General features: G+C 58.0%; 20 protein-coding genes and 3 tRNA genes. 2 read left to right on the top strand and 21 right to left on the bottom strand.

What is annotated here, in order from left to right; genetic code table 11:
- Positions 1-12: 12 nt before the first annotated feature.
- Positions 13-2,184 (bottom strand): DUF1631 domain-containing protein, encoded by a 2,172-nt coding sequence (locus tag M5G20_RS15165; protein ID WP_273919740.1) that lies wholly within the window; start codon positions 2,182-2,184, stop codon positions 13-15.
- A gap of 252 nt (positions 2,185-2,436) precedes the next feature.
- Here M5G20_RS15165 and nadC point away from each other — a divergent pair, with 252 nt between their 5' ends.
- Positions 2,437-3,285 carry a carboxylating nicotinate-nucleotide diphosphorylase gene (gene nadC / locus M5G20_RS15160; protein ID WP_273919739.1) on the top strand — a complete coding sequence of 283 codons (849 nt, stop codon included), beginning with the start codon at positions 2,437-2,439 and terminating at the stop codon, positions 3,283-3,285.
- Between the two features lie 51 nt (positions 3,286-3,336).
- Here the strand turns inward: nadC and M5G20_RS15155 are convergent, their stop codons facing one another.
- The 17 genes from M5G20_RS15155 to rlmE all read right to left on the bottom strand — a co-directional run bounded on the left by M5G20_RS15155 (position 3,337) and on the right by rlmE (position 19,349).
- Positions 3,337-3,642, bottom strand: coding sequence for a DUF6388 family protein (locus M5G20_RS15155; RefSeq protein ID WP_273919738.1), 306 nt, complete (start codon positions 3,640-3,642; stop codon positions 3,337-3,339).
- Positions 3,643-3,773: 131 nt separating this feature from the next.
- A tRNA-Thr gene (locus M5G20_RS15150) sits at positions 3,774-3,849 on the bottom strand.
- Positions 3,850-4,033: 184 nt separating this feature from the next.
- Complete coding sequence (pnp, locus tag M5G20_RS15145) at positions 4,034-6,139, bottom strand: polyribonucleotide nucleotidyltransferase (protein WP_007915263.1); 2,106 nt, start codon at positions 6,137-6,139, stop codon at positions 4,034-4,036.
- A 195-nt stretch (positions 6,140-6,334) separates the two neighbouring features.
- Positions 6,335-6,604 carry a 30S ribosomal protein S15 gene (rpsO, locus tag M5G20_RS15140; protein WP_011332409.1) on the bottom strand — a complete coding sequence of 90 codons (270 nt, stop codon included), beginning with the start codon at positions 6,602-6,604 and terminating at the stop codon, positions 6,335-6,337.
- Between the two features lie 142 nt (positions 6,605-6,746).
- Positions 6,747-7,664, bottom strand: a complete 918-nt coding sequence (truB, locus tag M5G20_RS15135) for a tRNA pseudouridine(55) synthase TruB (protein WP_075947676.1) — start codon at positions 7,662-7,664, stop codon at positions 6,747-6,749.
- Positions 7,665-7,667: 3 nt separating this feature from the next.
- The gene (rbfA, locus tag M5G20_RS15130) at positions 7,668-8,069 is read right to left on the bottom strand and encodes a 30S ribosome-binding factor RbfA (protein ID WP_034148332.1); all 402 of its coding nucleotides are present in this window, start codon (positions 8,067-8,069) and stop codon (positions 7,668-7,670) included.
- Positions 8,070-8,228: 159 nt separating this feature from the next.
- Positions 8,229-10,748 (bottom strand): translation initiation factor IF-2, encoded by a 2,520-nt coding sequence (infB, locus tag M5G20_RS15125; protein ID WP_273919735.1) that lies wholly within the window; start codon positions 10,746-10,748, stop codon positions 8,229-8,231.
- 27 nt (positions 10,749-10,775) lie between these two features.
- A complete protein-coding gene (nusA, locus tag M5G20_RS15120; RefSeq protein ID WP_008057419.1) occupies positions 10,776-12,257 on the bottom strand; it encodes a transcription termination factor NusA in 1,482 nt (493 codons plus the stop codon).
- A 47-nt stretch (positions 12,258-12,304) separates the two neighbouring features.
- Positions 12,305-12,763 (bottom strand): ribosome maturation factor RimP, encoded by a 459-nt coding sequence (gene rimP, locus M5G20_RS15115; protein WP_007973115.1) that lies wholly within the window; start codon positions 12,761-12,763, stop codon positions 12,305-12,307.
- Positions 12,764-12,901: 138 nt separating this feature from the next.
- A tRNA-Met gene (locus M5G20_RS15110) sits at positions 12,902-12,978 on the bottom strand.
- A gap of 97 nt (positions 12,979-13,075) precedes the next feature.
- Positions 13,076-13,161: transfer RNA gene (locus M5G20_RS15105), tRNA-Leu, on the bottom strand.
- Positions 13,162-13,182: 21 nt separating this feature from the next.
- Complete coding sequence (gene secG, locus M5G20_RS15100; protein ID WP_017336473.1) at positions 13,183-13,566, bottom strand: preprotein translocase subunit SecG; 384 nt, start codon at positions 13,564-13,566, stop codon at positions 13,183-13,185.
- A gap of 4 nt (positions 13,567-13,570) precedes the next feature.
- On the bottom strand, positions 13,571-14,326 hold the full coding sequence (gene tpiA, locus M5G20_RS15095) for a triose-phosphate isomerase (protein WP_273919734.1): 756 nt from the start codon (positions 14,324-14,326) through the stop codon (positions 13,571-13,573).
- A 66-nt stretch (positions 14,327-14,392) separates the two neighbouring features.
- Entirely contained in the window at positions 14,393-15,730 is a 1,338-nt protein-coding gene (gene glmM / locus M5G20_RS15090; protein ID WP_273919733.1) for a phosphoglucosamine mutase, read from the bottom strand.
- A gap of 16 nt (positions 15,731-15,746) precedes the next feature.
- A complete protein-coding gene (gene folP / locus M5G20_RS15085) occupies positions 15,747-16,598 on the bottom strand; it encodes a dihydropteroate synthase (RefSeq protein ID WP_273919732.1) in 852 nt (283 codons plus the stop codon).
- An 8-nt stretch (positions 16,599-16,606) separates the two neighbouring features.
- Complete coding sequence (gene ftsH / locus M5G20_RS15080) at positions 16,607-18,517, bottom strand: ATP-dependent zinc metalloprotease FtsH (protein ID WP_150731780.1); 1,911 nt, start codon at positions 18,515-18,517, stop codon at positions 16,607-16,609.
- A 202-nt stretch (positions 18,518-18,719) separates the two neighbouring features.
- Positions 18,720-19,349: a 23S rRNA (uridine(2552)-2'-O)-methyltransferase RlmE gene (gene rlmE / locus M5G20_RS15075; protein ID WP_034148339.1), complete on the bottom strand. Its 630-nt coding sequence runs from the start codon at positions 19,347-19,349 to the stop codon at positions 18,720-18,722.
- Positions 19,350-19,450: 101 nt separating this feature from the next.
- Between rlmE and M5G20_RS15070 the strand changes: the two genes are divergently transcribed.
- The gene (locus tag M5G20_RS15070; protein WP_007942889.1) at positions 19,451-19,759 is read left to right on the top strand and encodes a YhbY family RNA-binding protein; all 309 of its coding nucleotides are present in this window, start codon (positions 19,451-19,453) and stop codon (positions 19,757-19,759) included.
- A gap of 9 nt (positions 19,760-19,768) precedes the next feature.
- Here M5G20_RS15070 and M5G20_RS15065 read toward each other — a convergent pair whose 3' ends face one another.
- Genes M5G20_RS15065 through carB form a run of 3 tightly spaced genes read right to left on the bottom strand, consistent with a single transcriptional unit; the run spans position 19,769 to position 23,902 of the window.
- Positions 19,769-20,173 (bottom strand): MFS transporter, encoded by a 405-nt coding sequence (locus tag M5G20_RS15065; protein ID WP_273919731.1) that lies wholly within the window; start codon positions 20,171-20,173, stop codon positions 19,769-19,771.
- A 28-nt stretch (positions 20,174-20,201) separates the two neighbouring features.
- Positions 20,202-20,678, bottom strand: coding sequence for a transcription elongation factor GreA (gene greA, locus M5G20_RS15060; protein ID WP_075947728.1), 477 nt, complete (start codon positions 20,676-20,678; stop codon positions 20,202-20,204).
- Between the two features lie 2 nt (positions 20,679-20,680).
- Complete coding sequence (carB, locus tag M5G20_RS15055) at positions 20,681-23,902, bottom strand: carbamoyl-phosphate synthase large subunit (RefSeq protein WP_150731778.1); 3,222 nt, start codon at positions 23,900-23,902, stop codon at positions 20,681-20,683.
- Positions 23,903-23,925 lie beyond the last annotated feature (23 nt).

Genomic DNA, 23,925 nt, shown 5'->3' with positions numbered 1-23,925 from the left:
CCCGGGACGCGATCACTTGCCGCGTTCGAGGCGTCGCAAGTTGCCGATCACCGACTCCAGCGCCCGATCAAACAGCAAGGTGTCATCGAGTGTACGCACCGCACCGCGACGAAACGCCAGGGCCAGGCCGGTGCGGCTGCGCTCCAGTACCTTCATGCCGGTGCGGTTGACGAAAATGTAGTGGCCCGTCGCGTCGAGGATCGCCGTCAGCTTGCAGCGCAGCGTATTGTCCTGATCCTCATGGAACTCGACCCAGCCACCCAGGCGCAACTGATCCACCTGCCGCATGCCGATATCCTCCGCCGGCAACGGCACCGGGGCGGCTTGAACCGGTCCTTCGTCGGCTGACTGCAAGACAATGGCTTCGAGCACTTCGACCAGCTCCGACGCGTCTGCTGGCGATTGCGGTTCAGGCTCGAACAGCTGAACATGCAAGCCTTCCAGTTCGCTGAAAAACTCACTGGTGGCGAACGGATCAAACGCCGAACCACTCAAGCCCTCACGCAACGCCTTGAGCAAGCCCGGAACCAGTGCCAGCAAGCGCGAACGCGCGTCAGGTTCGTCATGGCGCTGAACGCTCCAGATCAACTGCGCCATGGTCTGCACAGCCGCGTGCCACTGCGTCGACTGGTCACCGTGCTTGAGGCAGGTCAGCAGCAACACCTTGCTCCAGGCATCCTGAACAAACATCACCACGCCGCGCGGCAAGTTTTTACCCAACAGCGCCTGATTCAACGCCTGTTCGACATGCTGACGGGCCAACACGGTTTTGGCGCGCCCCTCTTCCGCGTCGCGGGTGCGCTGCTCCAGCAACTCACTGCGGCGCCGCTCATCACTGGTGAACGCCAGGAAGTCAGCCAGCAGATCGGAAAAAATCGCCGGGTCATCGACAAAATCGTTCAACAGGCGCTTCACCACCTGTTCGATGCGCAAGTACAGGCTATCGCGCTGAACATCGTCGCTGCCGCTCCACCCCAGCGCGGCACTCGCTATTTCATTGAGCAGGCGCCTGGCGGGGTGATTGCTGCGACTGAAAAAACTCTTGTCGAGTACCGCTACCTTGACCATCGGGATCTGCAGCTGGCCAACCAATGCCTTGAGGCGGCCCGGCAGGTTGCGGTCGGCGAGAATGCTCTCGAACAGCATGGCGATCAGGTTGATCACATCCTCGTCCGCCACCGCCACCACGCGCGACTTGCCACTTTTGACACTGACGCGTGTCAGCAACTGTTCGAGCTGATTGCGCAGATCGAAATCGTCCTGGTCTGCGGGCTTGGGCACGTGTTGCTGCAAGTACGAAAGCAGACGCAACAAGTCCCGACTGGAAATCGGTTGTGCCGGCGCACTGGCTTCGAGGATCGGCGCGAGACTGCCGCGCACGTGGAACAACAGTTCCTGCAGTGCCAGGAACACAGGTGGCAGGCTTTCGTCGGGAGGTGGCGGTTGTGCTTCGGCAGCCGCAGGGGTGTCGGCACGGGCCACAAGCGGCCGCGCCGGCGCCGGCTTGAGATCGGGCAGCACACCCATGGCCATCAGCAGCTGGTTGGCTTCGCCGTAGAGCCGATCGGCGTCGCTGAGCACATAGCGTTCGAACAACTTGAGGATGATCAACTTGACCTTGATCGCCACGCCGAGATTGCGCCCGGCCTGCAGGAAAAACTCGCACAACAGCGTCGGCCCCAGGGGGTTATGCTGCTCAATCAGCGCTTTGCCAAGCAGCATGCTGAGGCGAGCGGTGAGTTGGTCGAGCGCCATACCGTCACGGTTCAGCACTTTGTTGACCATGGCCTCCACCGCAACTGTGCGTTCCAGCACGTCATCGGACCGCGCCCCCCATGCAGGCGCCAAAGTGGCGCTCGCATGCGTAATGTCGTACCGGGAAAGTCGGGCAAAGGCCTCGAAGATCTGTTCGAAAAAAAGCCGCTCGATGCTTTTGCGCTTCAGGCGCAAGTCGCGCATCGCCTGAAAGTAAATGTTCTGTTCGGCGCTATCACTGGCTCGGTCGGTCATTTCGAACAGGATGTCGTCGGCGTTATCGAAGAGTTCCTGCAAGCCTTGTCGAAGCTGCAACACCGCCTTGTCGCGCACCTGAAGCAGAATCACAGGCAGGCGGGTGAGCGGCGAATGAATCGCCTGATCGGTAGTCGCCTTGTGCAAAGGCACTACATTCCCGTCGTTGTGCATCCGGCCCCCTGAAGCAGTCACTCTTCGATTCGTCAAAGTCATGACGTCAATTGCAAGGCGCGATTATCTTGCAAAAGACAACCCTTGTGCCAGCGCCCCGTACACCGGCATCCAATACAGACCTGCTTCGACGGCATTTGCTTGCGCGAATCGACCAATTGCACGTTTCAAAGCGCCGGCAATCCTTCGGATGCCTTGGGTTGCTTCGCGCCATGGCCCTATAATCGGGCCACTTTGTTTGTGGAGTCCGTTATGCCGAATCTACGTCTCGCCGATCTGACCGCCGAAATCGAAGCCAACGTACGCCGTGCGTTGCGTGAAGACATCGGCAGCGGCGACATCACCGCGCAGCTGATCCCGGCCGAACGCCTGGCCAAAGCCACCATCATTACCCGCGACGCGGCTGTCATTGCTGGCACCGCTTGGGTCGATGCGGTTTTCCGGCAACTGGACCCACGGGTTGCGGTGCACTGGCAAGTCGCCGATGGCGAACGGGTCAAACCCAATCAGACGCTGTTTCATCTCGAAGGCCCGGCACGCTCGCTGCTGACGGGCGAACGTAGCGCGCTGAACTTCCTGCAGCTGCTGTCCGGGGTGGCCACACGCGCGCAGTTCCTGGCGGACTTCGTTTCCGAAACCCAGGTCAAGCTGCTCGATACCCGCAAAACCCTGCCGGGGCTACGCCTGGCGCAGAAGTACGCCGTAACCTGCGGTGGCTGCCACAACCACCGCATCGGTCTGTACGACGCCTTCCTGATCAAGGAAAACCATATCGCTGCCTGCGGCGGCATCCCGCAAGCCATCGCCGCCGCACACAAGATCGCGCCGGGCAAACCGGTAGAGATCGAAGTGGAAAGCCTGGATGAGCTCAAAGAAGCCCTGGCGGCCGGCGCCGATATCATCATGCTCGACGAGTTGAGCCTGGATGACATGCGCGAAGCCGTACGCCTGAACGGCGGCAAGGCAAAACTGGAAGCCAGCGGCGGGATCAACGAAAGTACGTTGCTGCCGATCGCCGAAACCGGTGTGGATTACATCTCGATTGGTGCGATGACCAAGGACGTGAAGGCAGTGGATCTGTCGATGCGTTTGAGTCTCTGATCGCACGCCGTAGAATGAAAAACGCCAGCCTTAAGAAGGCTGGCGTTTTTGTCAGACCACCAGATTGTTCATCTCGCAGTACTCTTCCCACTCAACGCCCAAGACTTCGGCTGCCTCTTTGTGCAGCGCCAGGCGAGCGGCCTCGAATTCCTCCGGGGTCGAGGTGTACTTGAGACTCAACTCCCACGGCTGCAAGCCCTGAGCTTCCGCTTCATCCTCGAACGCCCACTGGATCTGGTCTTTCTGATCGTCGGCGGGCAAGTCCTTGATCTCATCGGCAAGCTGGGGCGAATCCAGCAAATACTTCTTGAGCGCTTCTTCGTGCCTTGCTTCCTGGGACATCTCTTTAACGGTCATGGCGTTCTCTTTGATCTGGGGAATGGAAGATGGATCTGGATCATCAAGGATCTCTCTGACGCAAAAACCGTATGAAGCGCGGTTGTCTGGCCTTCAGAACCATTCGGGATCATTTGAAAACAACGTATCGCTGGTGCCCGAGACAGGAATCGAACCTGCGACCTTCGCGTTACGAGTGCGCTGCTCTACCGGCTGAGCTACACGGGCGGTGGGCTAAACCTAGCACTGACCATAGAGTCAGGCAACTTCGAACACCGTTAAATGAGAAGATCGTCCAAACGTGGCTCGAGCCCTCGGCGCGAAAGGGTCTCGTACCTCTGCAGGCGCCCAAAAAAAATGCCCCACCGTTTTCACGGTGGGGCATTTTTATTGCGCTAAAGCCTGGGGGTAATTAAACGCCCGAAGCCTTGGCGGCTGCTACGTCCTTGATGGACAGCTTGATACGGCCGCGGTTGTCCACGTCCAATACCAGTACTTCCACTTCCTGACCTTCTTTCAGGATGTCGGTCACTTTCTCGACGCGAGCGTCGCTCAGCATGGAGATGTGAACCAGACCGTCCTTGCCAGGCAGGATGTTGACGAATGCGCCGAAGTCGACGATGCGCTCAACCTTACCAACGTAGATCTTGCCGATTTCAGCCTCAGCGGTGATACCCAGAACGCGCTGACGGGCAGCTTCTGCAGCTTCCTTGGTTTCGCCGAAGATCTTGATCGAGCCGTCGTCTTCGATATCGATCGAAGCCTTGGTCTCTTCACAGATCGCACGAATGGTCGCGCCGCCTTTACCGATGACATCACGGATTTTGTCGGTGTCGATTTTCATCGCGATCATGGTCGGAGCGTTGGCCGACAGTTCGGTACGCGACTGGCCAATGATCTGGTTCATCTGGCCGAGGATGTTCAGGCGCGCTTCCAGGGCTTGGCCCAGAGCGATTTCCATGATTTCTTCGGTGATGCCCTTGATCTTGATGTCCATCTGCAGCGCGGTAACACCTTTGGCGGTACCGGCTACCTTGAAGTCCATGTCGCCCAGGTGGTCTTCGTCACCCAGGATGTCGGTCAGAACAGCGAATTTCTCGCCTTCTTTAACCAGACCCATGGCGATACCGGCAACCGGCGCCTTCATCGGCACACCAGCGTCCATCAGGGCCAGGGAAGCGCCGCAAACGGAAGCCATCGAGCTCGAACCGTTGGATTCGGTGATTTCCGATACCACACGGATGGTGTACGGGAACACGTCAGCGGCAGGCAGCATGGCCGAAACCGAACGACGGGCCAGACGGCCGTGACCGATTTCACGACGACCGGCGCCACCCATGCGACCACACTCGCCCACCGAGAACGGAGGGAAGTTGTAGTGCAGCATGAACGGGTCTTTTTTCTCGCCTTCCAGGGTGTCCAGCAGCTGTGCGTCACGGGCGGTGCCCAGAGTTGCAACAACCAGAGCCTGGGTTTCGCCACGGGTGAACAGAGCCGAACCGTGGGTCTTAGGCAGAACACCGACTTCGATGTTCAACGGACGTACGGTCTTGGTGTCGCGACCGTCGATACGTGGCTTGCCGTTAACGATGTTTTCGCGAACGGTGCGGTATTCGATTTCACCGAAAGCGGCTTTGACTTCGCTGGAAGAAGGCTGGCCTTCTTCACCGGACAGCTTGGCAACAACCTGGTCTTTCAACTCACCCAGGCGAGCGTAACGGTCGGCCTTGACGGTGATGGTGTAGGCCTGGGAGATCGCTTCGCCGAACTCGGCACGGATAGCGCCCAGCAGTTCGGTGGCTTCTGGCGCAGGCGCCCAGGTCCAGGTTGGCTTGGCAGCTTCGGCAGCCAGTTCTTTGACAGCGTTGATCACAACCTGGAACTCGTCGTGAGCGAACAGTACCGCGCCCAGCATCTGGTCTTCGGTCAGCTCTTTGGCTTCCGATTCAACCATCAGCACAGCGTCCGAAGTACCGGCAACGACCATGTCCAGGCTCGAGGCAGCCTGTTGCTCGTAGGTCGGGTTCAGCAGGTAGCCGGTGCTTTCGTGGAACGCAACGCGGGCTGCGCCGATCGGGCCATCGAAAGGAATGCCGGAGATGGCCAGGGCAGCCGAGGTACCGATCATCGCAGCGATGTCCGGATCGGTCTTCTTGCTGGTGGAAACGACGGTGCAGACAACCTGCACTTCGTTCATGAAGCCTTCAGGGAACAGTGGACGGATCGGACGGTCGATCAGTCGGGAAGTCAGGGTTTCTTTCTCGGAAGGACGGCCTTCACGCTTGAAGAAACCGCCAGGGATCTTACCGGCAGCGTAAGTTTTTTCCTGGTAGTGAACAGACAGAGGGAAGAAGCCCTTGCCTGGATCGGCTTGCTTGGCACCGACTACGGTCACCAATACGCTGACGTCGTCGTCAACGGTGACCAATACTGCGCCGGAGGCCTGACGGGCGATACGGCCAGTCTCGAGGGTAACGGTCGACTGACCGAACTGGAATTTTTTGATTACCGGGTTCACGGTGTCCTACCTTCTTTTGTGGCTCTTGGGGAAACTGGTTTCTTGCGAAATTCTTGGGCAAAGTCGGGAATCGGCCCGGCGGCTGTCCAGGGTAAAACGTATATCCAGATAAAACTTGAGGCTGGGAGCCTGCCATGCGCCGGCGGGAAACCCGCTGGTGCACGACAGACAACCAACCTCTAGCGCAATCGCTGATTAGCGACGCAGACCCAGGCGAGCGATCAGAGCGCTGTAACGGCTCACGTCCTTGCCTTTCAGGTAGTCCAGCAGCTTGCGACGCTGGTTAACCATGCGGATCAGACCACGACGGGAGTGGTGATCTTTACCGTTGGCCTTGAAGTGACCTTGCAGTTTGTTGATGTTGGCGGTCAGCAGTGCAACTTGCACTTCTGGCGAACCAGTGTCACCAACAGCTTGCTGGTAGTCAGCAACGATTTGAGCTTTTTCTTGAACGTCGAGAGCCATGAGGCAATCCTTTTATCAGGAAACTGTTTCAGAAAAACAGTTTCAACAGGCCAGGGACAAATCCCTGTATCTATAAATGAGCAGTGACCGTGCCTGTTGACAGCCACCCTCTCCAGCCTGCTGTTACACAGACTGGTTTCGGTCACTCTGACCGAATCAAACGACGTGGCGCAATGCGCCCGTCTTCGCTCACTTCACCGATACCGATGAAGCGACCATTGTGATCCTGTACCCGTACCATGCCGAACTTCGGTGCATCCGGGGCGCGAACCGGCTGGCCATTGAGCCAGTAGAACGAGCTGTGCTCCGAGAACTGCAACAGTGGCCAATCGAGCAGGCCGCTGTCCGATGGCATCAGGAAGCGATCGACTGCTTCATTGCCGCCTTCGGCATGTACCGCTTCCAGCTCTTCCAGGGTGACTGTCTGGGCGAGTGTGAAAGGCCCGGCCTGGGTACGTCGCAGTTCTGCAACGTAAGCGCCACAACCGAGTTTTTCACCGATATCCTCCACGAGGGTACGAATATAGGTGCCTTTGCTGCAATCCACTGCCAGTCGCGCAGTATCACCTTCGAAGGCCAGCAATTCCAAGCGCGCAATAGTAACAGAACGCGGTTCGCGCTCCACTACTTCGCCTGCACGAGCCAGCTTGTACAACGGCTGGCCATCACGCTTGAGGGCCGAGTACATCGGCGGTATCTGACTGATTTGCCCACGAAAATCCGGCAGGACAGCTTCGATATCGGTGCGACCAACGGTCACCGGGCGTTCCTGCAAAACTTCACCCTCGGCGTCCGCCGTGGTGGTGGTTTTGCCCAGTTGTGCCAGTGTCTCGTAACCCTTGTCGGAATCGAGCAGGTATTGCGAAAACTTGGTGGCTTCACCGAAGCACAGCGGCAGCACGCCGGTGGCCAGCGGGTCGAGGCTGCCGGTGTGACCGGCTTTCTCGGCGTTGAGCAACCAGCGGACCTTCTGCAAAGCCGCGTTGGAGGTGAACCCCAGTGGCTTGTCGAGCAGGATGATACCGCTGACGTTACGACGGATACGTTTGACCTGAGCCACCGATTACTCCTTGGTGTCTTCGGCTTCTGCCGCAACCGGATGCTGATTGTCTTCAGCCACGGCGCGCTCGATCAATGCCGACAGGTGCGCACCGCGTACGACGCTTTCGTCGTAGTGGAAGTGCAACTGTGGAACGCTGCGCAGCTTCATTTCGCGAGCCAGTTGCATACGCAGAAAACCGGCGGCGGAATTCAGCACCTTGATGCTTTGAGCGATGTCTTCGGCGCTGTCCTGTCCCATCACGGTGATGAAAATCTTGGCATGACCGACGTCACGGCTGACTTCCACAGCGGTAATGGTGACCAGGCCGACGCGCGGGTCTTTGACTTCGCGACGGATAAGCTGTGCCAGCTCGCGCTGCATCTGATCGCCGATACGTTGGGTACGGCTATATTCTTTTGCCATGTCTTGTTACCTGTAACTGCCCCACGGTGAAACCCGCAAGGTCTGAAAGCGGCAAACGCCCGGCCTGACAAAAGCCAGACCGGGCGTTGCGTTTAGAGTCCGGGTGATGCGTCGCACGATTGAGTGCGACCGGCCATCACGGCTCCTGAAGTACGCGAGTTAGAGGCTGCGAGCAACCTGAACCTTCTCGAAGACTTCGATCTTGTCACCGACTTTGACGTCGTTGTAGCTCTTCACGCCGATACCGCATTCCATGCCGGCACGCACTTCGGAAGCGTCATCCTTGAAGCGGCGCAGGGATTCCAGCTCGCCTTCGAAGATAACGATGTCTTCACGCAGTACACGGATTGGACGGTTACGGTGAACAACACCTTCAACCACCATGCAACCGGCGATCGCGCCAAACTTCGGCGAACGGAACACGTCACGCACTTCGGCGATACCCAGGATGTTCTCGCGAACATCGCTGCCGAGCATACCGGTCAGGGCTTTCTTGACGTCTTCGATGATGTCGTAGATCACGTTGTAGTAACGCATATCCAGACCTTCCTGCTCGACGATCTTGCGAGCGCCGGCATCGGCACGCACGTTGAAGCCGAACAGTACAGCGTTGGAAGCCAGTGCCAGGTTGGCGTCGGACTCGGTGATACCACCGACACCGCCACCGACCACGCGTACTTGCACTTCGTCGTTACCCAGGCCGTTCAAGGCACCGTTCAACGCTTCCAGCGAACCACGGACGTCGGATTTGAGGACGATGTTGAGCGTCTTCTTCTCTTCCTGACCCATGTTTTCGAAGATGTTTTCCAGCTTGCCGGCGTGAGCACGAGCCAGTTTGACTTCGCGGAACTTGCCTTGACGGAACAGAGCCACTTCACGGGCTTTCTTCTCGTCAGCCACAACGCTCATCTCGTCGCCAGCGTCCGGGGTACCGTCCAGGCCGAGAATCTCGACAGGGATGGCTGGACCGGCTTCCTTGATTGGCTTGCCGTTCTCGTCGAGCATGGCCCGAACGCGACCGTAGTTGGAACCGACCAGGACCATGTCGCCTTGACGCAGGGTACCGTCTTGAACCAGAACGGTAGCCACCGGGCCACGGCCCTTGTCCAGGCGCGATTCAACCACGACACCACGGCCAGGAGCCGACGGCGTTGCAGTCAATTCCAGAACTTCGGCTTGCAGCAATACCGCTTCGAGCAATTCGTCGACGCCAGTACCCATCTTCGCCGAGACCGGTACGAATGGAGTGTCACCACCCCACTCTTCCGACGTCACGCCGTGAACCGACAGTTCGCTACGGATGCGATCGAGATCGGCGCCCGGCTTGTCGATCTTGTTCACTGCCACAACCAGCGGAACGCCCGCAGCCTGAGCATGCTGAACAGCTTCGATGGTCTGCGGCATCACGCCGTCGTCCGCTGCAACCACCAGGATCACGATGTCGGTCGCCTTGGCACCACGGGCACGCATTGCGGTAAACGCAGCGTGACCAGGGGTGTCGAGGAACGTCACCATGCCGCGGTCGGTTTCAACGTGATATGCACCGATGTGCTGGGTAATGCCACCGGCTTCGCCAGCAGCAACCTTGGCACGACGGATGTAGTCGAGCAGGGAAGTCTTACCGTGGTCAACGTGGCCCATTACGGTCACAACTGGCGCACGGGAAACCGCCTCACCTTCAAACTTCAGTGACTCTGCCAGGGAATCTTCCAGGGCGGTGTCGCTGACCAGGGTCACTTTGTGGCCCAGCTCTTCAGCAACCAGTTGAGCAGTTTCCTGATCCAGTACCTGGTTGATGGTCGCTGGAGTACCCAGTTTGAACATGAACTTGATGATTTCAGCAGCCTTGACCGACATCTGCTGAGCGAGATCGCCAACAGTGATGGTCTCGCCGATCTTCACTTCACGCACGACAGGGCCGGTAGGGCTCTGGAAACCGTGAGCGTTGCGTTTCTTCAGCTTGGCCTTGCCGCGACCACCGCGACGGAAGCCATCGCTTTCTTCGTCAGTAGTACGTGGGGCAACGCGTGGCGCAGGCGCCTTTTCTTTAACCGAAGCACGATGCGGAGCGTTTTTGCGCTCGCCATCGCCACCACCGCGACGATTGTTATCGTCGGCACGTGGTTTGTCCGGACGGCGCGGTTCGTCACGCTTACGCGCGTCGGCAGCCGGTGCAGCTGCTACAACCGGCGCGCTTTCACGCACAGGTTCGGCGGCTGCAACAGGTGCGGCAACAGGTTCAGCTGGAGCGGTCGGCGCAGCAGCAGGCTGGCGACGCGCTTCTTCTTCGGCGCGACGCTTGGCTTCTTCTTCAGCCTTCTGACGTGCAGCATTTTCAACTGCGCGACGTTCATCCAGTTCACGCTTGCGCTCGGCTTCGATTTCTTCCGGGCTGCGTTGTACGAAGACTTTCTTCTTGCGTACTTCAACGCTGATGCTTTTGCTGCCAGCAACACGCAGGGTGCTGGTGGTTTTACGCTGCAGCGTAATCTTGCGTGGTTCTTCCACTTTCGCCTTGTGGCTGCTTTTCAAGTGAGTCAGCAAAGATTGCTTCTCACTGTCAGTCACACTTTCTTCGGCGGCGGTGTGCGGCAGACCTGCCTCACGCATCTGCTGCAACAGGCGCTCTACCGGTGTTTTGACCTCATCGGCCAGTTGTTTCACCGTGACTTGCGTCATGCACTTCTCTCCTCAGGCCGCGCCTAATTACTCGAACCAGTGGGCTCGGGCGGCCATGATCAACTTGCCGGCACGATCATCGTCAATGCCGTCGATGTCGAGCAGGTCGTCAATAGACTGCTCGGCCAGGTCTTCGCGGGTAATTACGCCGCGCACCGCCAGTTCCATCGCCAAATCCTTGTCCATACCCTCAAGCGAGAGCAGGTCTTCGGCCGGATGGGCGTCTGCCAGCTTTTCCTCAGTAGCGATGGCTTTGGTCAACAAACGATCCTTGGCACGAGCGCGAAGCTCGTTGACGGTGTCTTCGTCAAAGCCGTCGATGTTGAGCATTTCTTCCAACGGTACGTAGGCAATCTCTTCCAGGCTGGTGAAGCCTTCATCTACCAGCACCTGAGCCAAATCTTCGTCGACTTCCAGCTCGTCGATGAAGTTGCGCAGGATGTCGCCGGTTTCTGCTTGCTGCTTAGCCTGGATGTCCGATTCGGTCATCACGTTCAGGGTCCAGCCAGTCAACTGGCTAGCCAGACGCACGTTCTGACCACCGCGACCGATGGCCTGAGCCAGATTGTCTGCGCCAACGGCGATGTCCATTGCGTGGGCATCTTCGTCAACGATAATTGCCGCAACCTCAGCCGGGGACATGGCGTTGATTACGAACTGAGCCGGGTTGTCGTCCCACAGGACGATGTCCACGCGCTCACCGCCCAACTCGCCCGACACTGCCTGGACGCGCGAACCGCGCATACCGATGCAAGCGCCCTGCGGGTCGATGCGTTTGTCCTTGGAGCGGACGGCGATCTTGGCGCGCGAACCCGGATCACGGGACGCAGCCATTACTTCGATCAGGCCTTCAGCAATTTCCGGCACTTCGATACGGAACAGCTCGATCAGCATTTCCGGCGCGGTGCGTGACAGGATCAACTGCGGGCCGCGGTTCTCGGTGCGGATTTCCTTGAGCAGCGCACGCAGGCGCACGCCAACCCGGAAGGTTTCGCGAGAAATGATGTCTTCACGGGCCAGCAACGCTTCAGCGTTGTTGCCCAGATCGACGATCACGTTGTCGCGGGTCACTTTTTTCACGGTGCCGGAGATGATTTCGCCCAGGCGTTCGCGGTAAGCGTCAACAACCTGAGCGCGCTCGGCTTCGCGAACCTTCTGCACGATGACCTGCTTGGCAGTCTGTGCAGCGATACGACCGAATTCGATGGACTCGATTTTTTCTTCGACGACGTCGCCGACCTTGGCACCAGGATGCGTTTCTGCAACCTTGCTCGGCCAGGTTTCAATGGCCGGATCGTCCAGGTCTGCTTCTTCGACGACCGTCCAGCGACGGAAAGTCTCATAAGCACCGGTGTGGCGATTGATTTCCACACGCAGATCAACTTCGTCCTCGAAACGCTTCTTGGTAGCAGTGGCCAGAGCCAGCTCCAGCGCTTCAAAAATTACGTTTGCCGGTACACCCTTTTCGTTGGATACCGACTCAACAACCAGCAGTACTTCTTTGCTCATCGTACGCCTCGCCTTTCGCAAGCCATTGGATCCGCGGGATCCGCGTCTCAGTCAAAACTGGGAATAATGTTGGCCTTGTCGATCATATCGATCGGCAACAGGAACTCATGGTCTTCTACCTGCACCACGACATCCTGTTCTTCTACACCGCGCAGAAGGCCCTGAAAGTTGCGTCGACCTTCAAAAGGCGAGCGCAGCTTGATCTTCACTTGTTCACCGGCAAATTTTGCAAACTGCTCAAGAGTGAACAGTGGGCGTTCCATGCCTGGCGAGGAAACTTCAAGGGTGTATTCAACGGAGATTGGATCTTCAACATCCAGCACACCGCTGATCTGACGGCTGACAATGGCGCAATCGTCCACCAGCACGCCACCCTCTTTATCGATATAAACGCGCAACATCGAGTGACGACCCTGAGCCGAGAACTCGATACCCCAGCATTCATAGCCTAGGGCCACGACCACCGGGGCCAGCAAGGCCTGCAACTCTTCTAGCTTGCTCGACACCTGAACCCCCTAGTGCATGTATGTGCATGCTATGCAAAATAAAAAAATGGGCGAAACGCCCATCCTTGAAACGCCGTCGAACAGCGGCGTTGAAAGTGTCCAGCTAACAAAAAGCCCCTTAAAAGGGGCTCCTTAAACTGGTTGCGGGGGCCGGATTTGAACCGACGACCTTCGGGTTATGAGCCCGACGAGCTACCAGACTGCTCCACCCCGCGACAAAGCTGGGGCGGAAGTATACGACCGATCCCCTACAGGGTCAATGTAACCTTCCACCTGCAAGAAAGCCCGCAACAGCGGGCTCTCTTGACTAATTGGTACCGAGAAGGGGACTCGAACCCCTACACCCTATGGGCACAACCACCTCAAGGTTGCGTGTCTACCAATTCCACCACCTCGGCAATACTACGTTTGAAACCTTCTTACTTCTGCTCTTGAGCTGGAGGCACGTCAGTCGCTGGAGTAGCCGACTTTTGCTCTTGAAGCACCGGGACATCATCAGAAGCCGGTTGTTGCTTTGGAACTTCCAGTACCGCTGGATTTGGGAGACCTACTTGAGTCAGCTGGTGAGCCTTCTCTTTAGCAAAGTAACCTAACCCCAAGCTGGTTATGAAAAAACCTGCGGCAAGTATAGCAGTAAACTTACTAAGAAAGGTAGAGGAACCTTGGCTTCCGAACACAGTATTTGAAGCACCTGCTCCGAAAGACGCACCAGCATCCGCACCTTTACCCTGCTGCAGCAATACGAGAGCAACTACGCCCAATGCACCCAGCAGATGAAAAACGACTACGACTGTTTCCAGCATTTTTTCAGTTTCCCGCGGCGCGACAAATCGCACCGAACTCATCTGCATTCAGGGAAGCCCCACCAATGAGACCCCCATCGATATCCGGCATGCCGAACAGTTCGACCGCATTGGCCGCCTTCACGCTGCCGCCGTATAGAAGCCGCACACCTTGTGCGACTTCAGAATTTTCTGCCGCCAACTGAGCACGGATGGCTGCGTGCACATCCTGCGCCTGTTGCGGCGAAGCAGTCAGCCCGGTGCCAATGGCCCAGACCGGCTCGTAAGCAATTACTGCACTTGCAAAGACACCAACACCCAGCTCGTCAATGATGCTGCTCAGCTGACGCGAGACGACTTCAACAGTCTTCCCCGCTTCGCGCTGCTCGAGGGTTTCCCCTACACACAACACCGGAATCAGGCCGCTTGCCTGTGCCGCTGCAAACTTGCGAATCAGCGTTGCGTCCTGCTCGCCCATAATCTGGCGGCGCTCAGAGTGCCCGACAAGCACCAGGGAACAACCTGCATCCACTAACTGACTTGGCGAGACCTCACCGGTCAGTGCACCTTGTCCGGCTTCCACTGCAGAGTTCTGCGCGCCGATCGAAATCGACTTTCCTTTCAAGCCATCAACCACTTGGCTGATATGCAACAAAGGCGGGAATACCGCTACATCAACACCGCTCGGCAAGGCCAAGTCACGAAGGCCGTTGATCAGCTCAGCGACGCTGGCGCGGGTACCGTGCATCTTCCAGTTACCAGCTACCATAGGGCGACGCATGCTGTACCTCGTCGGTCAAAGTGGGCGCAGATGTTACCCAACACAATCAAGGCTGGCAAGCCGAATTCAGGCAGAAACTTCAGTTACCAGTTTTGCCAGCTCTTCGGCGTAACCACGAACCTGCGTTTCGTCTTCACCCTCGACCATGACACGCACCAACGGCTCTGTCCCCGACTTGCGCAACAGGACACGGCCGCGCCCCGCCATTGCGTGGGTGACACGCTCGCTGGCTTCCTTTACCGATGGATGATCGAGCGGACTCGCACCACCGGCAAACCGCACATTGATCAGCACCTGGGGGCACTTGCGCAGCGTCTGACGAGACTGAGCAAGACTTTCGGAGCGCGATTTGAGCGCCATCAGCACCTGCAGGGCGGCGATAATCGCATCACCCGTGGTGGTGTGATTGAAGCAAACGATATGCCCCGAGTTCTCGCCGCCGACCAGCCAATTGCGCTCCAGCAGATCAGCGATCACATAACGGTCACCGACGTTGGCACGAACAAATGGAATCGCCAGGTCCGCCAGGGCCAGCTCCAGCCCCAGGTTACTCATCAGAGTGCCGACCACCCCACCCTGCAGCTTGTCGCGCTCATGCAGGTCGCGGGCAATGATGTACAGCAGCTCGTCGCCATCGACGATAGCGCCGGTGTGATCGACCATCAAAACGCGGTCACCGTCACCGTCGAATGCAATACCCAGGTCGGCGTGCTCGGCCAATACGGCTGCCTGCAACTGCCCCATGTGAGTCGAACCGCAATTTTCATTGATGTTCAAGCCATTGGGTTGCGCGGACAGGACGACGACATCAGCGCCCAGCTCACGAAACACGCTAGGCGCCACTTTGTAAGTCGCGCCATGAGCACAATCGATGACGATTTTAAGCCCGGCAAAACTGGTGCCCGTAGGCACACTGCTCTTGCAGAATTCGATGTAACGACCCGACGCATCGTTGATGCGAGTGACCTTGCCGATCTTGCTCGACTCAACCACGGTCATCGGCGTGTCCAGCAGTTCTTCGATCATCTGCTCGACTTCATCCGGCAATTTGGTGCCCTTGCCGGAGAAAAATTTGATGCCGTTGTCGTCGTGAGGGTTGTGCGACGCACTGATCACGATACCGGCTTCAGCATGGAACGTACGCGTCAGGTAGGCGATGGCAGGAGTTGGCATCGGCCCCAGGAGCATTACATCAGCGCCGGCCGAAGTAAGACCGGCCTCAAGTGCGGACTCAAACATGTACCCGGAAATCCGGGTGTCCTTGCCGACCAGCACCTTGCAGGCGCCCATCTTGCGAAACGCCATGCCAGCTGCCCAGCCGAGCTTGAGCATGAAGTCAGGAGTAATCGGGTATTCGCCGACCCGGCCTCGAATGCCGTCAGTACCAAAGTATTTCCTAGTCATAAGCGCTCCATCATTCTTATTCGGCTGATTCCACTGCGGCGATCATCCTCACCACATCGACTGTTTCGGCTACATCATGGACGCGCAATATACGCGCACCCTTGTGCGAAGCCAGCGCCGCGAGTGCGAGACTGCCATACAAGCGCTCACCCACCGGGCGATTCAACGCCTGCCCTATCATGCTTTTTCGCGAAACCCCGACCAACAGGGGGCGCCCCAGGGCATGCAAGGCTTCCATATGTTTGAATAAGCTTAGATTGTGCTGCAAGGCTTTTGCGAAGCCAAAACCCGGATCGAGAATGATCTTTTCCGCCGCAATGCCCACCGAAGCACATTGAGCCATCCGCTCGGCAAGAAACTCGCCCACTTCTTTCGTGACATCCAGGTAGTGCGGGTTGTCCTGCATATCGCCAGGCTCACCCAGCATATGCATCAGGCAGACCGGCAGCCCGGTGGCAGCGGCCGCATCCAGCGCACCGTCGCGACGCAACGATCGAACATCGTTGATCAAACCGGCGCCCAGCCGTGCGGTTTCGCGCATGACGGCAGGGGTGGAAGTGTCTACCGAGATAATCACATCAAGTTCGCGGTTTATCCGCTCGACGATCGGCGCGACACGCTCCAGCTCTTCCAGTGGTGAAACCGCCCTGGCACCCGGCCGTGTCGACTCACCACCGACATCGATCAACGTCGCGCCGGCCGCCACCATGGCTTCGGCATGACGCATGGCCGCATCGAGCTGGCTGAACTGGCCGCCATCGGAGAAAGAATCGGGGGTTACATTGAGAATGCCCATGACATGCGTCCGGGCCAAATCAAGAACCCGGTTGCCGCAAGGCAACCGGGTCGAGGACTGAACAGAAGTCATTTCAAACCTTAAACGTCAGCAGCCGGGCCGCCGATGGGTGTTTCCGGACGCTCATCCTGTACCGCTGGAGGCGTTCCGGATGTACCGGTACCACCAGACCAGTCGCGAGGTTCGCGAGGTGTACGCCCGGCCATGATGTCGTCGATCTGCTCGGCATCAATGGTTTCATACTTCATCAGCGCATCTGCCATGGCATCGAGCTTGTCACGGTTATCCGTCAGGATCTGCTTGGCCGTGCCGTAGCACTGGTCAATGATGCTGCGCACCTCGGAGTCGATCAGCTTGGCTGTCTCACCCGAGAAGCTGGCACTCTGACCACCGCCACCGCGACCGAGGAACACTTCACCCTCTTCTTCGGCGTACATCAAAGGACCGAGTTTCTCGGACAGGCCCCACTTGGTCACCATGTTCCGCGCAATCTGGCTGGCACGCATGATGTCATTGGACGCGCCAGTGGTGACACCGTCGAAGCCCAGGGTCATTTCTTCAGCGATACGGCCACCGTACAGCGAGCAGATCTGGCTGATCAACGCACGCTTGGACAGGCTGTAGCGGTCCTCTTCCGGGAGGAACATGGTCACACCCAGCGCACGACCGCGCGGAATGATCGACACCTTGTACACCGGGTCATGCTCAGGTACGACGCGACCAACAATGGCATGGCCTGCTTCGTGATAAGCGGTGTTCTGCTTTTCTTTCTCGGACATGACCATGGATTTGCGCTCGGCGCCCATCATGATCTTGTCTTTGGCCAGTTCGAACTCTTTCATCTCGACGATGCGCTTGCCGGCACGGGCAGCGAACAACGACGCTTCGTTGACCAGATTGGCCAGGTCGGCACCGGAGAAGCCCGGAGTACCACGAGCGATCACTGCCGGAGCGACGTCGTCGCCCATTGGCACTTTGCGCATGTGGACCTTGAGAATCTGTTCACGGCCACGGATGTCCGGCAGACCCACCACAACCTGACGGTCGAAACGGCCCGGACGCAGCAGCGCAGGGTCGAGTACGTCTGGACGGTTGGTCGCGGCAATCACAATGATCCCGTCGTTCATTTCGAAGCCGTCCATCTCTACCAGCAACTGGTTGAGCGTCTGCTCGCGCTCGTCATGACCGCCGCCCATACCGGCACCACGGTGACGGCCGACGGCGTCGATTTCATCGATGAAGATGATGCACGGCGCGTGCTTCTTCGCCTGTTCGAACATATCGCGAACACGGCTGGCACCTACACCCACGAACATTTCAACGAAGTCGGAACCGGAAATGGTGAAGAACGGCACCTTGGCTTCGCCGGCAATCGCCTTGGCGAGCAAGGTTTTACCGGTACCCGGTGGGCCAACCATCAGCACGCCGCGAGGAATGCGACCGCCCAGGCGCTGGAACTTGCCTGGATCACGCAGGAACTCGACCAGTTCGCCAACTTCTTCCTTGGCTTCGTCGCAACCGGCAACGTCAGCCAGAGTGGTTTTCACCTGATCTTCGGAGAGCAGGCGCGCCTTGCTCTTGCCGAAGCTCATCGGACCGCCTTTGCCACCGGCACCACCCTGCATCTGCCGCATGAAGAACATGAACACGGCGATGATCACGAGGATCGGGAAGCTGGCGACCAGGAGCTGGGTCCAGATGCTTTGCTGTTCTGGCTGCTTGCCTTCGACCACGACATGGTTATCCACCAGGTCGCCGATCAGACCGTTGTCCTGGATTGCCGGACGAATGGTCTTGAAGCTGTCGCCATCGGTGCGTTTGCCGGTAATGACGTAGCCATCAACAGCTACACGCTCGACCTTGCCATCCTTGACCTGCTGGATGAAGTCGGAATAGTTGAGGGTCTGCGGCTCGTTAGGGCTGGAGAAGTTGTTCATCACCGTCACCAGGACTGCCGCGATGATCAACCACAGGATCAGATTCTTTGCCATATCGTTCAATTAACTACCCTCTGAAGCAAGCGCCGCTGGTGGCGCGCGCTCCGCATGATATTCACCGGCCTAACTTACTACATTACCTACAACACTGGCAGGCGCCGTCTGTAACCCTTTGTGAAACACTTTCTACACAATATTCGCTTATGCACGCGAGGCGAAATACGAAAAACCTATCACCCCGCCAAAAAACCTCGTTTTATTCACTGCGACCGCGATAGCCCCAAGCCAGCATGTATTGCTCGCGGGAGCTGCCACGCGAAGAATCCGGCTTGATCATCTGGATCTTGTCGAATTTCTTACGCGCATCCTTCAGGTAAACATCGAAACCTTCGCCCTGAAAAATCTTGATCACGAAATTGCCACCCGGCTTGAGTATCCGTTCCGCCAAATCAAGCGCCAGCTCGCACAGAAACATGGCTTTGGGCATGTCCACTTCAGGTGTACCACTCATATTGGGGGCCATATCGGAAATCACAAGGTCCACCTGCGAATTACCCACGGCCTCAAGGATTTGAGCCAGCACTTCGTCCTGAGTGAAGTCACCCTGGATGAAAGTCACGTCCGGAATGCTGTCCATTTCCAGAATGTCCGATGCGATCAGGCGCCCCTGGCCGCCGATCAGCCGGCTAGTGACCTGCGACCAGCCACCGGGCGCCGCACCCAGGTCGACAACGCTCATGCCCGGACGGATCAGCTTGTATTTCTCCTGGACCTCCAGAAGCTTGTAACTTGCACGCGAGCGGTAGCCATCCTTCTGCGCCTGCTTCACATAGGGATCATTGACATGTCTTTTCAGCCAACCAAGGCTTGTCTTGGAACGCGCCATTGGGCACCTCTTTGATAAGGGTCGTGATTAATTGGGCGGATCCACGAACCCTCGGGTAAAATGGCCGCCATTTTACAGAATCCAGACGAAAGGGTCAGATTATGCCGCTCACTCAAGAGCAGAAGAAACAGTACAAATCCATTGGCCACCACCTGAAACCAGTTCTGATTGTGGCAGACAACGGTTTGACTGAAGGTGTCCTCGCCGAACTTGAACGCGCTTTGGCGGATCACGAGCTGATCAAGATCAAGCTCAACATCCTCGATCGCGAATCGCGCCTGGCGTCCATTGCAGAACTGTGCAAGGTCGGCAAAGCGGATCTGGTTCAGGTCATCGGCAAGATGGCACTGATTTACCGCAAGAACTTCAGCGTCAACAAGCAGCTGTCGAACGTTCATCGCTTCAAGTGATGACAAGGGTCACGGGTGTGCTTCGCGCACCCTGCCACTCCATCCCGGCACCGGCTGCAACACCAGAACCAGCCCGGAAAAGCCCAACACAAAATAGCTGAACACCTGCCAACGCACCGCATCCGGCCAGCCAATACGTACAGCGATGTACATCGCGCACGCGTAAAGCGCTATCAACAGCAGTTGCCCGCGAATATCGAGCCATAGACTGGCAAGGCCTTCGGCCTGAATCAGCACCAAAACCTGAAAAATCACACACGTTGCGGCAAAGCCGATCATCAGCGCATTCAACATGCCTGCTATTTCGTCAATCAGCAGCGGTGCCAGGCCTATATGCCCCAGCACCGGCAGCAGACCGATGTGCAGCAACCACAAGCCGCCAACCCACAACATCTGGGTCAGCTGCCAAAGCATCGCGCACGCACGTAGCGGGCGCCTGCCCTTAGATGTGGCGAACTTCGACAATCTCGTACTCGATAACGCCACCCGGCGTTTTTACGGCAACGACATCACCCTCTTCCTTGGCAATCAAGGCGCGGGCCAATGGCGAACCCACCGAAATCTTGCCGAGTTTGAAGTCTGCCTCGTCCTCACCCACGATGTGGTAGGTGACGCGCTCATCCGTCTCGACGTTGGCGATTTCAACGGTAGTGCCGAAAATCACTTTGCCGGTGTGAGGAATGGTCGTGACATCGATGATGACCTGATTCTGAATCCGGCCTTCGATATCACGAATCCGCGCCTCGACCATACCCTGCTGCTCGCGAGCAGCGTGGTATTCGGCGTTTTCTTTCAAGTCACCCAACTCACGAGCCGTACCGATGTCCTGGCTGAGCTTCGGACGAACGACTTTGGTCAGGTGTGCATGTTCTTCTTCCAGGGCGCGAGCGCCCTGAACGGTCATTGGGTACTTGGTTATGCTCATGCCTTCAATCCTGCGTGTAGATCCTGCAAGCGACGCACGGTCTTCTCGGGACCGAATTTCAGCGCTTCGCAGATCGCTTCGCCAGCAGCAATGGTCGTGGTGCAGTAGATCTTGTGCTGCAGGGCATTGCGACGAATGGAATAGGAGTCAGCGATCGACTGACGGCCTTCGGTGGTGTTGATGATCAGGGTGACTTCGTCATTCTTGATCATGTCGACCACGTGTGGACGCCCCTCGGTCACCTTGTTCACGCGACGCACTTTCAGGCCTGCGGCTTCAATCAGCTTGGCAGTGCCGGCAGTGGCGACCACTTCGAAGCCCAAGTTGATCAGATCACGGGCCACGCCTGCAACCAGCGGCTTGTCATCGTCACGCACGCTGATAAACGCAGTACCGCCAGTCGGCAACACTTCGCTGGCACCCATCTGGGCTTTGGCGAACGCCTCACCGAAGGTATCGCCCACACCCATGACTTCGCCGGTCGACTTCATCTCTGGGCCGAGGATCGGGTCTACGCCAGGGAACTTGGCGAATGGGAACACCGCCTCCTTCACACTGTAGAAGTTAGGAATGATTTCCTTGGTGAAACCGATTTCCTTCAGGGTTTTACCGGCCATGACGCGAGCCGCGATCATTGCCAGGGAAACGCCGATGCACTTGGACACAAACGGCACGGTACGCGAGGCACGCGGGTTGACTTCGATGACGTAGATGTCGTCGCCTTGCAGCGCCAACTGAACGTTCATCAGGCCGACCACGCCCAGCTCCAGGGCCATTTTCTTGACCTGTTCGCGCATCTCGTCCTGGATGTGGGCAGGCAGCGAGTACGGCGGCAGCGAGCACGCGGAGTCACCGGAGTGAACGCCGGCCTGCTCGATGTGCTGCATGATCGCGCCGATGACAACGTCTTTGCCGTCGCAGACCGCATCCACGTCCATTTCAATGGCGCAGTTGAGGAAGTGGTCCAACAGCACCGGGCTGTCGTTGGACACTTGAACCGCTTCACGCAGGTAGCGCTTGAGTTCTTCTTCTTCGTAGACGATTTCCATCGCACGGCCGCCCAGTACATAGGACGGGCGCACTACCAGCGGGTAACCGATCTTGCTGGCGGCACGAATCGCTTCGTCTTCGCTGCGCACGGTAGCGTTTGGCGGCTGACGCAGGTTCAGGCGCTGGACCATCTGCTGGAAGCGCTCACGGTCTTCGGCACGGTCGATGGCGTCAGGGCTGGTACCGATGATCGGCACACCGGCCGCTTCCAGGGCACGCGCCAGTTTCAGCGGAGTCTGGCCGCCGTACTGGACGATCACGCCTTTTGGCTTCTCGACGCGGACGATTTCCAGCACGTCTTCCAGGGTTACCGGTTCGAAGTACAGGCGATCGGAAGTGTCATAGTCGGTGGAAACGGTTTCCGGGTTGCAGTTGACCATGATGGTCTCGTACCCGTCGTCGCGCAGGGCGAGTGCCGCGTGTACGCAGCAGTAGTCGAACTCGATGCCTTGGCCGATACGGTTAGGACCGCCACCCAGGATCATGATCTTGTCGCGGCCCGATGGCGCGGCTTCGCACTCTTCCTCGTACGTCGAGTAGAGGTAAGCAGTATCGGTGGCGAACTCGGCGGCGCAGGTATCGACGCGCTTGTAGACCGGGAACACTTCCAGCTTGTGGCGATGAGCACGCAGGCTCTTCTCGGTTACACCCAGCAGCTTGGCCAGGCGCATATCGGAGAAGCCTTTGCGCTTGAGGCGGAACATCAGGTCGCGGTCGATGCTGGTCAGACCCAGGGTCTTGACCTTCTCTTCGTCCTTGATCAGATCTTCCATCTGCACCAGGAACCAAGGATCGATCATGGTCATGCCGAAGATGTCTTCAACACTCATGCCGGCGCGCATCGCGTCCGCCACGTACCAGATACGCTCGGCGCCCGGCACGGTCAGTTCGCGCTTGAGGACGCTCATGCTTTCCGGGTTGGCCAGGTCGACTTTCTCGTCCAGACCGCAAACGCCCACTTCCAGACCGCGCAGAGCTTTCTGCAGGGATTCCTGGAAGGTACGGCCGATGGCCATGACTTCACCCACCGACTTCATCTGAGTGGTCAGGCGGGCGTCAGCCTTGGCAAACTTCTCGAAGGCGAAACGTGGCAGCTTGGTGACGACGTAGTCGATGGACGGCTCGAAGGACGCCGGGGTCTTGCCGCCGGTGATGTCGTTCGACAACTCGTCGAGGGTGTAGCCCACAGCCAGTTTGGCCGCGACCTTGGCGATCGGGAAACCGGTGGCCTTCGAAGCCAGTGCCGAGGAACGGGATACACGCGGGTTCATCTCGATCACGACCATACGGCCAGTGTTCGGGCAGATACCGAACTGAACGTTGGAACCGCCGGTTTCCACGCCGATCTCGCGCAGTACCGCCAGGGAGGCGTTACGCAGGATCTGGTATTCCTTGTCGGTCAGGGTTTGCGCTGGAGCCACGGTGATCGAGTCACCAGTGTGCACGCCCATCGGGTCAAAGTTTTCGATGGAGCAGACGATGATGCAGTTGTCCTTCTTATCGCGGACAACCTCCATCTCGTACTCTTTCCAGCCGATCAGCGATTCGTCGATCAGCAGTTCCTTGGTCGGCGACAGGTCCAGACCACGGGCACAGATTTCTTCGAACTCTTCACGGTTGTAAGCGATACCGCCACCGGTGCCGCCCATGGTAAAGGACGGACGGATGATGCATGGGAAGCCGAGCTTCTCGAGGACCGCGTTGGCCTCTTCCATGCTGTGGGCGATACCAGAACGCGGGCACGCCAGGCCGATGGATTTCATCGCCTTGTCGAAACGCGAACGGTCTTCAGCCTTGTCGATGGTGTCGGCGTTGGCACCGATCATCTCTACGCCGAACTTCTCCAGAACGCCTTCGCGCTCCAGGTCCAGGGCACAGTTCAGAGCGGTCTGGCCACCCATGGTCGGCAGCAGTGCGTCCGGACGCTCTTTCTCGATGATCTTGGCAACGGTCTGCCACTTGATCGGCTCGATGTAGGTGGCGTCGGCCATGGCCGGGTCGGTCATGATGGTGGCCGGGTTGGAGTTCACCAGGATGACGCGGTAACCCTCTTCGCGCAGGGCTTTACAGGCCTGGGCGCCGGAGTAGTCGAATTCGCAGGCCTGGCCGATTACGATCGGGCCAGCGCCGAGAATCAGGATGCTTTTAATGTCTGTACGTTTTGGCATGGGTTTGTCACTCAAATCCGCAG

This window comes from Pseudomonas sp. TNT2022 ID1044, from assembly GCF_028656895.1.
Taxonomy (GTDB): domain Bacteria; phylum Pseudomonadota; class Gammaproteobacteria; order Pseudomonadales; family Pseudomonadaceae; genus Aquipseudomonas; species Aquipseudomonas reinekei.
This window is presented reverse-complemented; position numbering and strand designations above follow the sequence as displayed.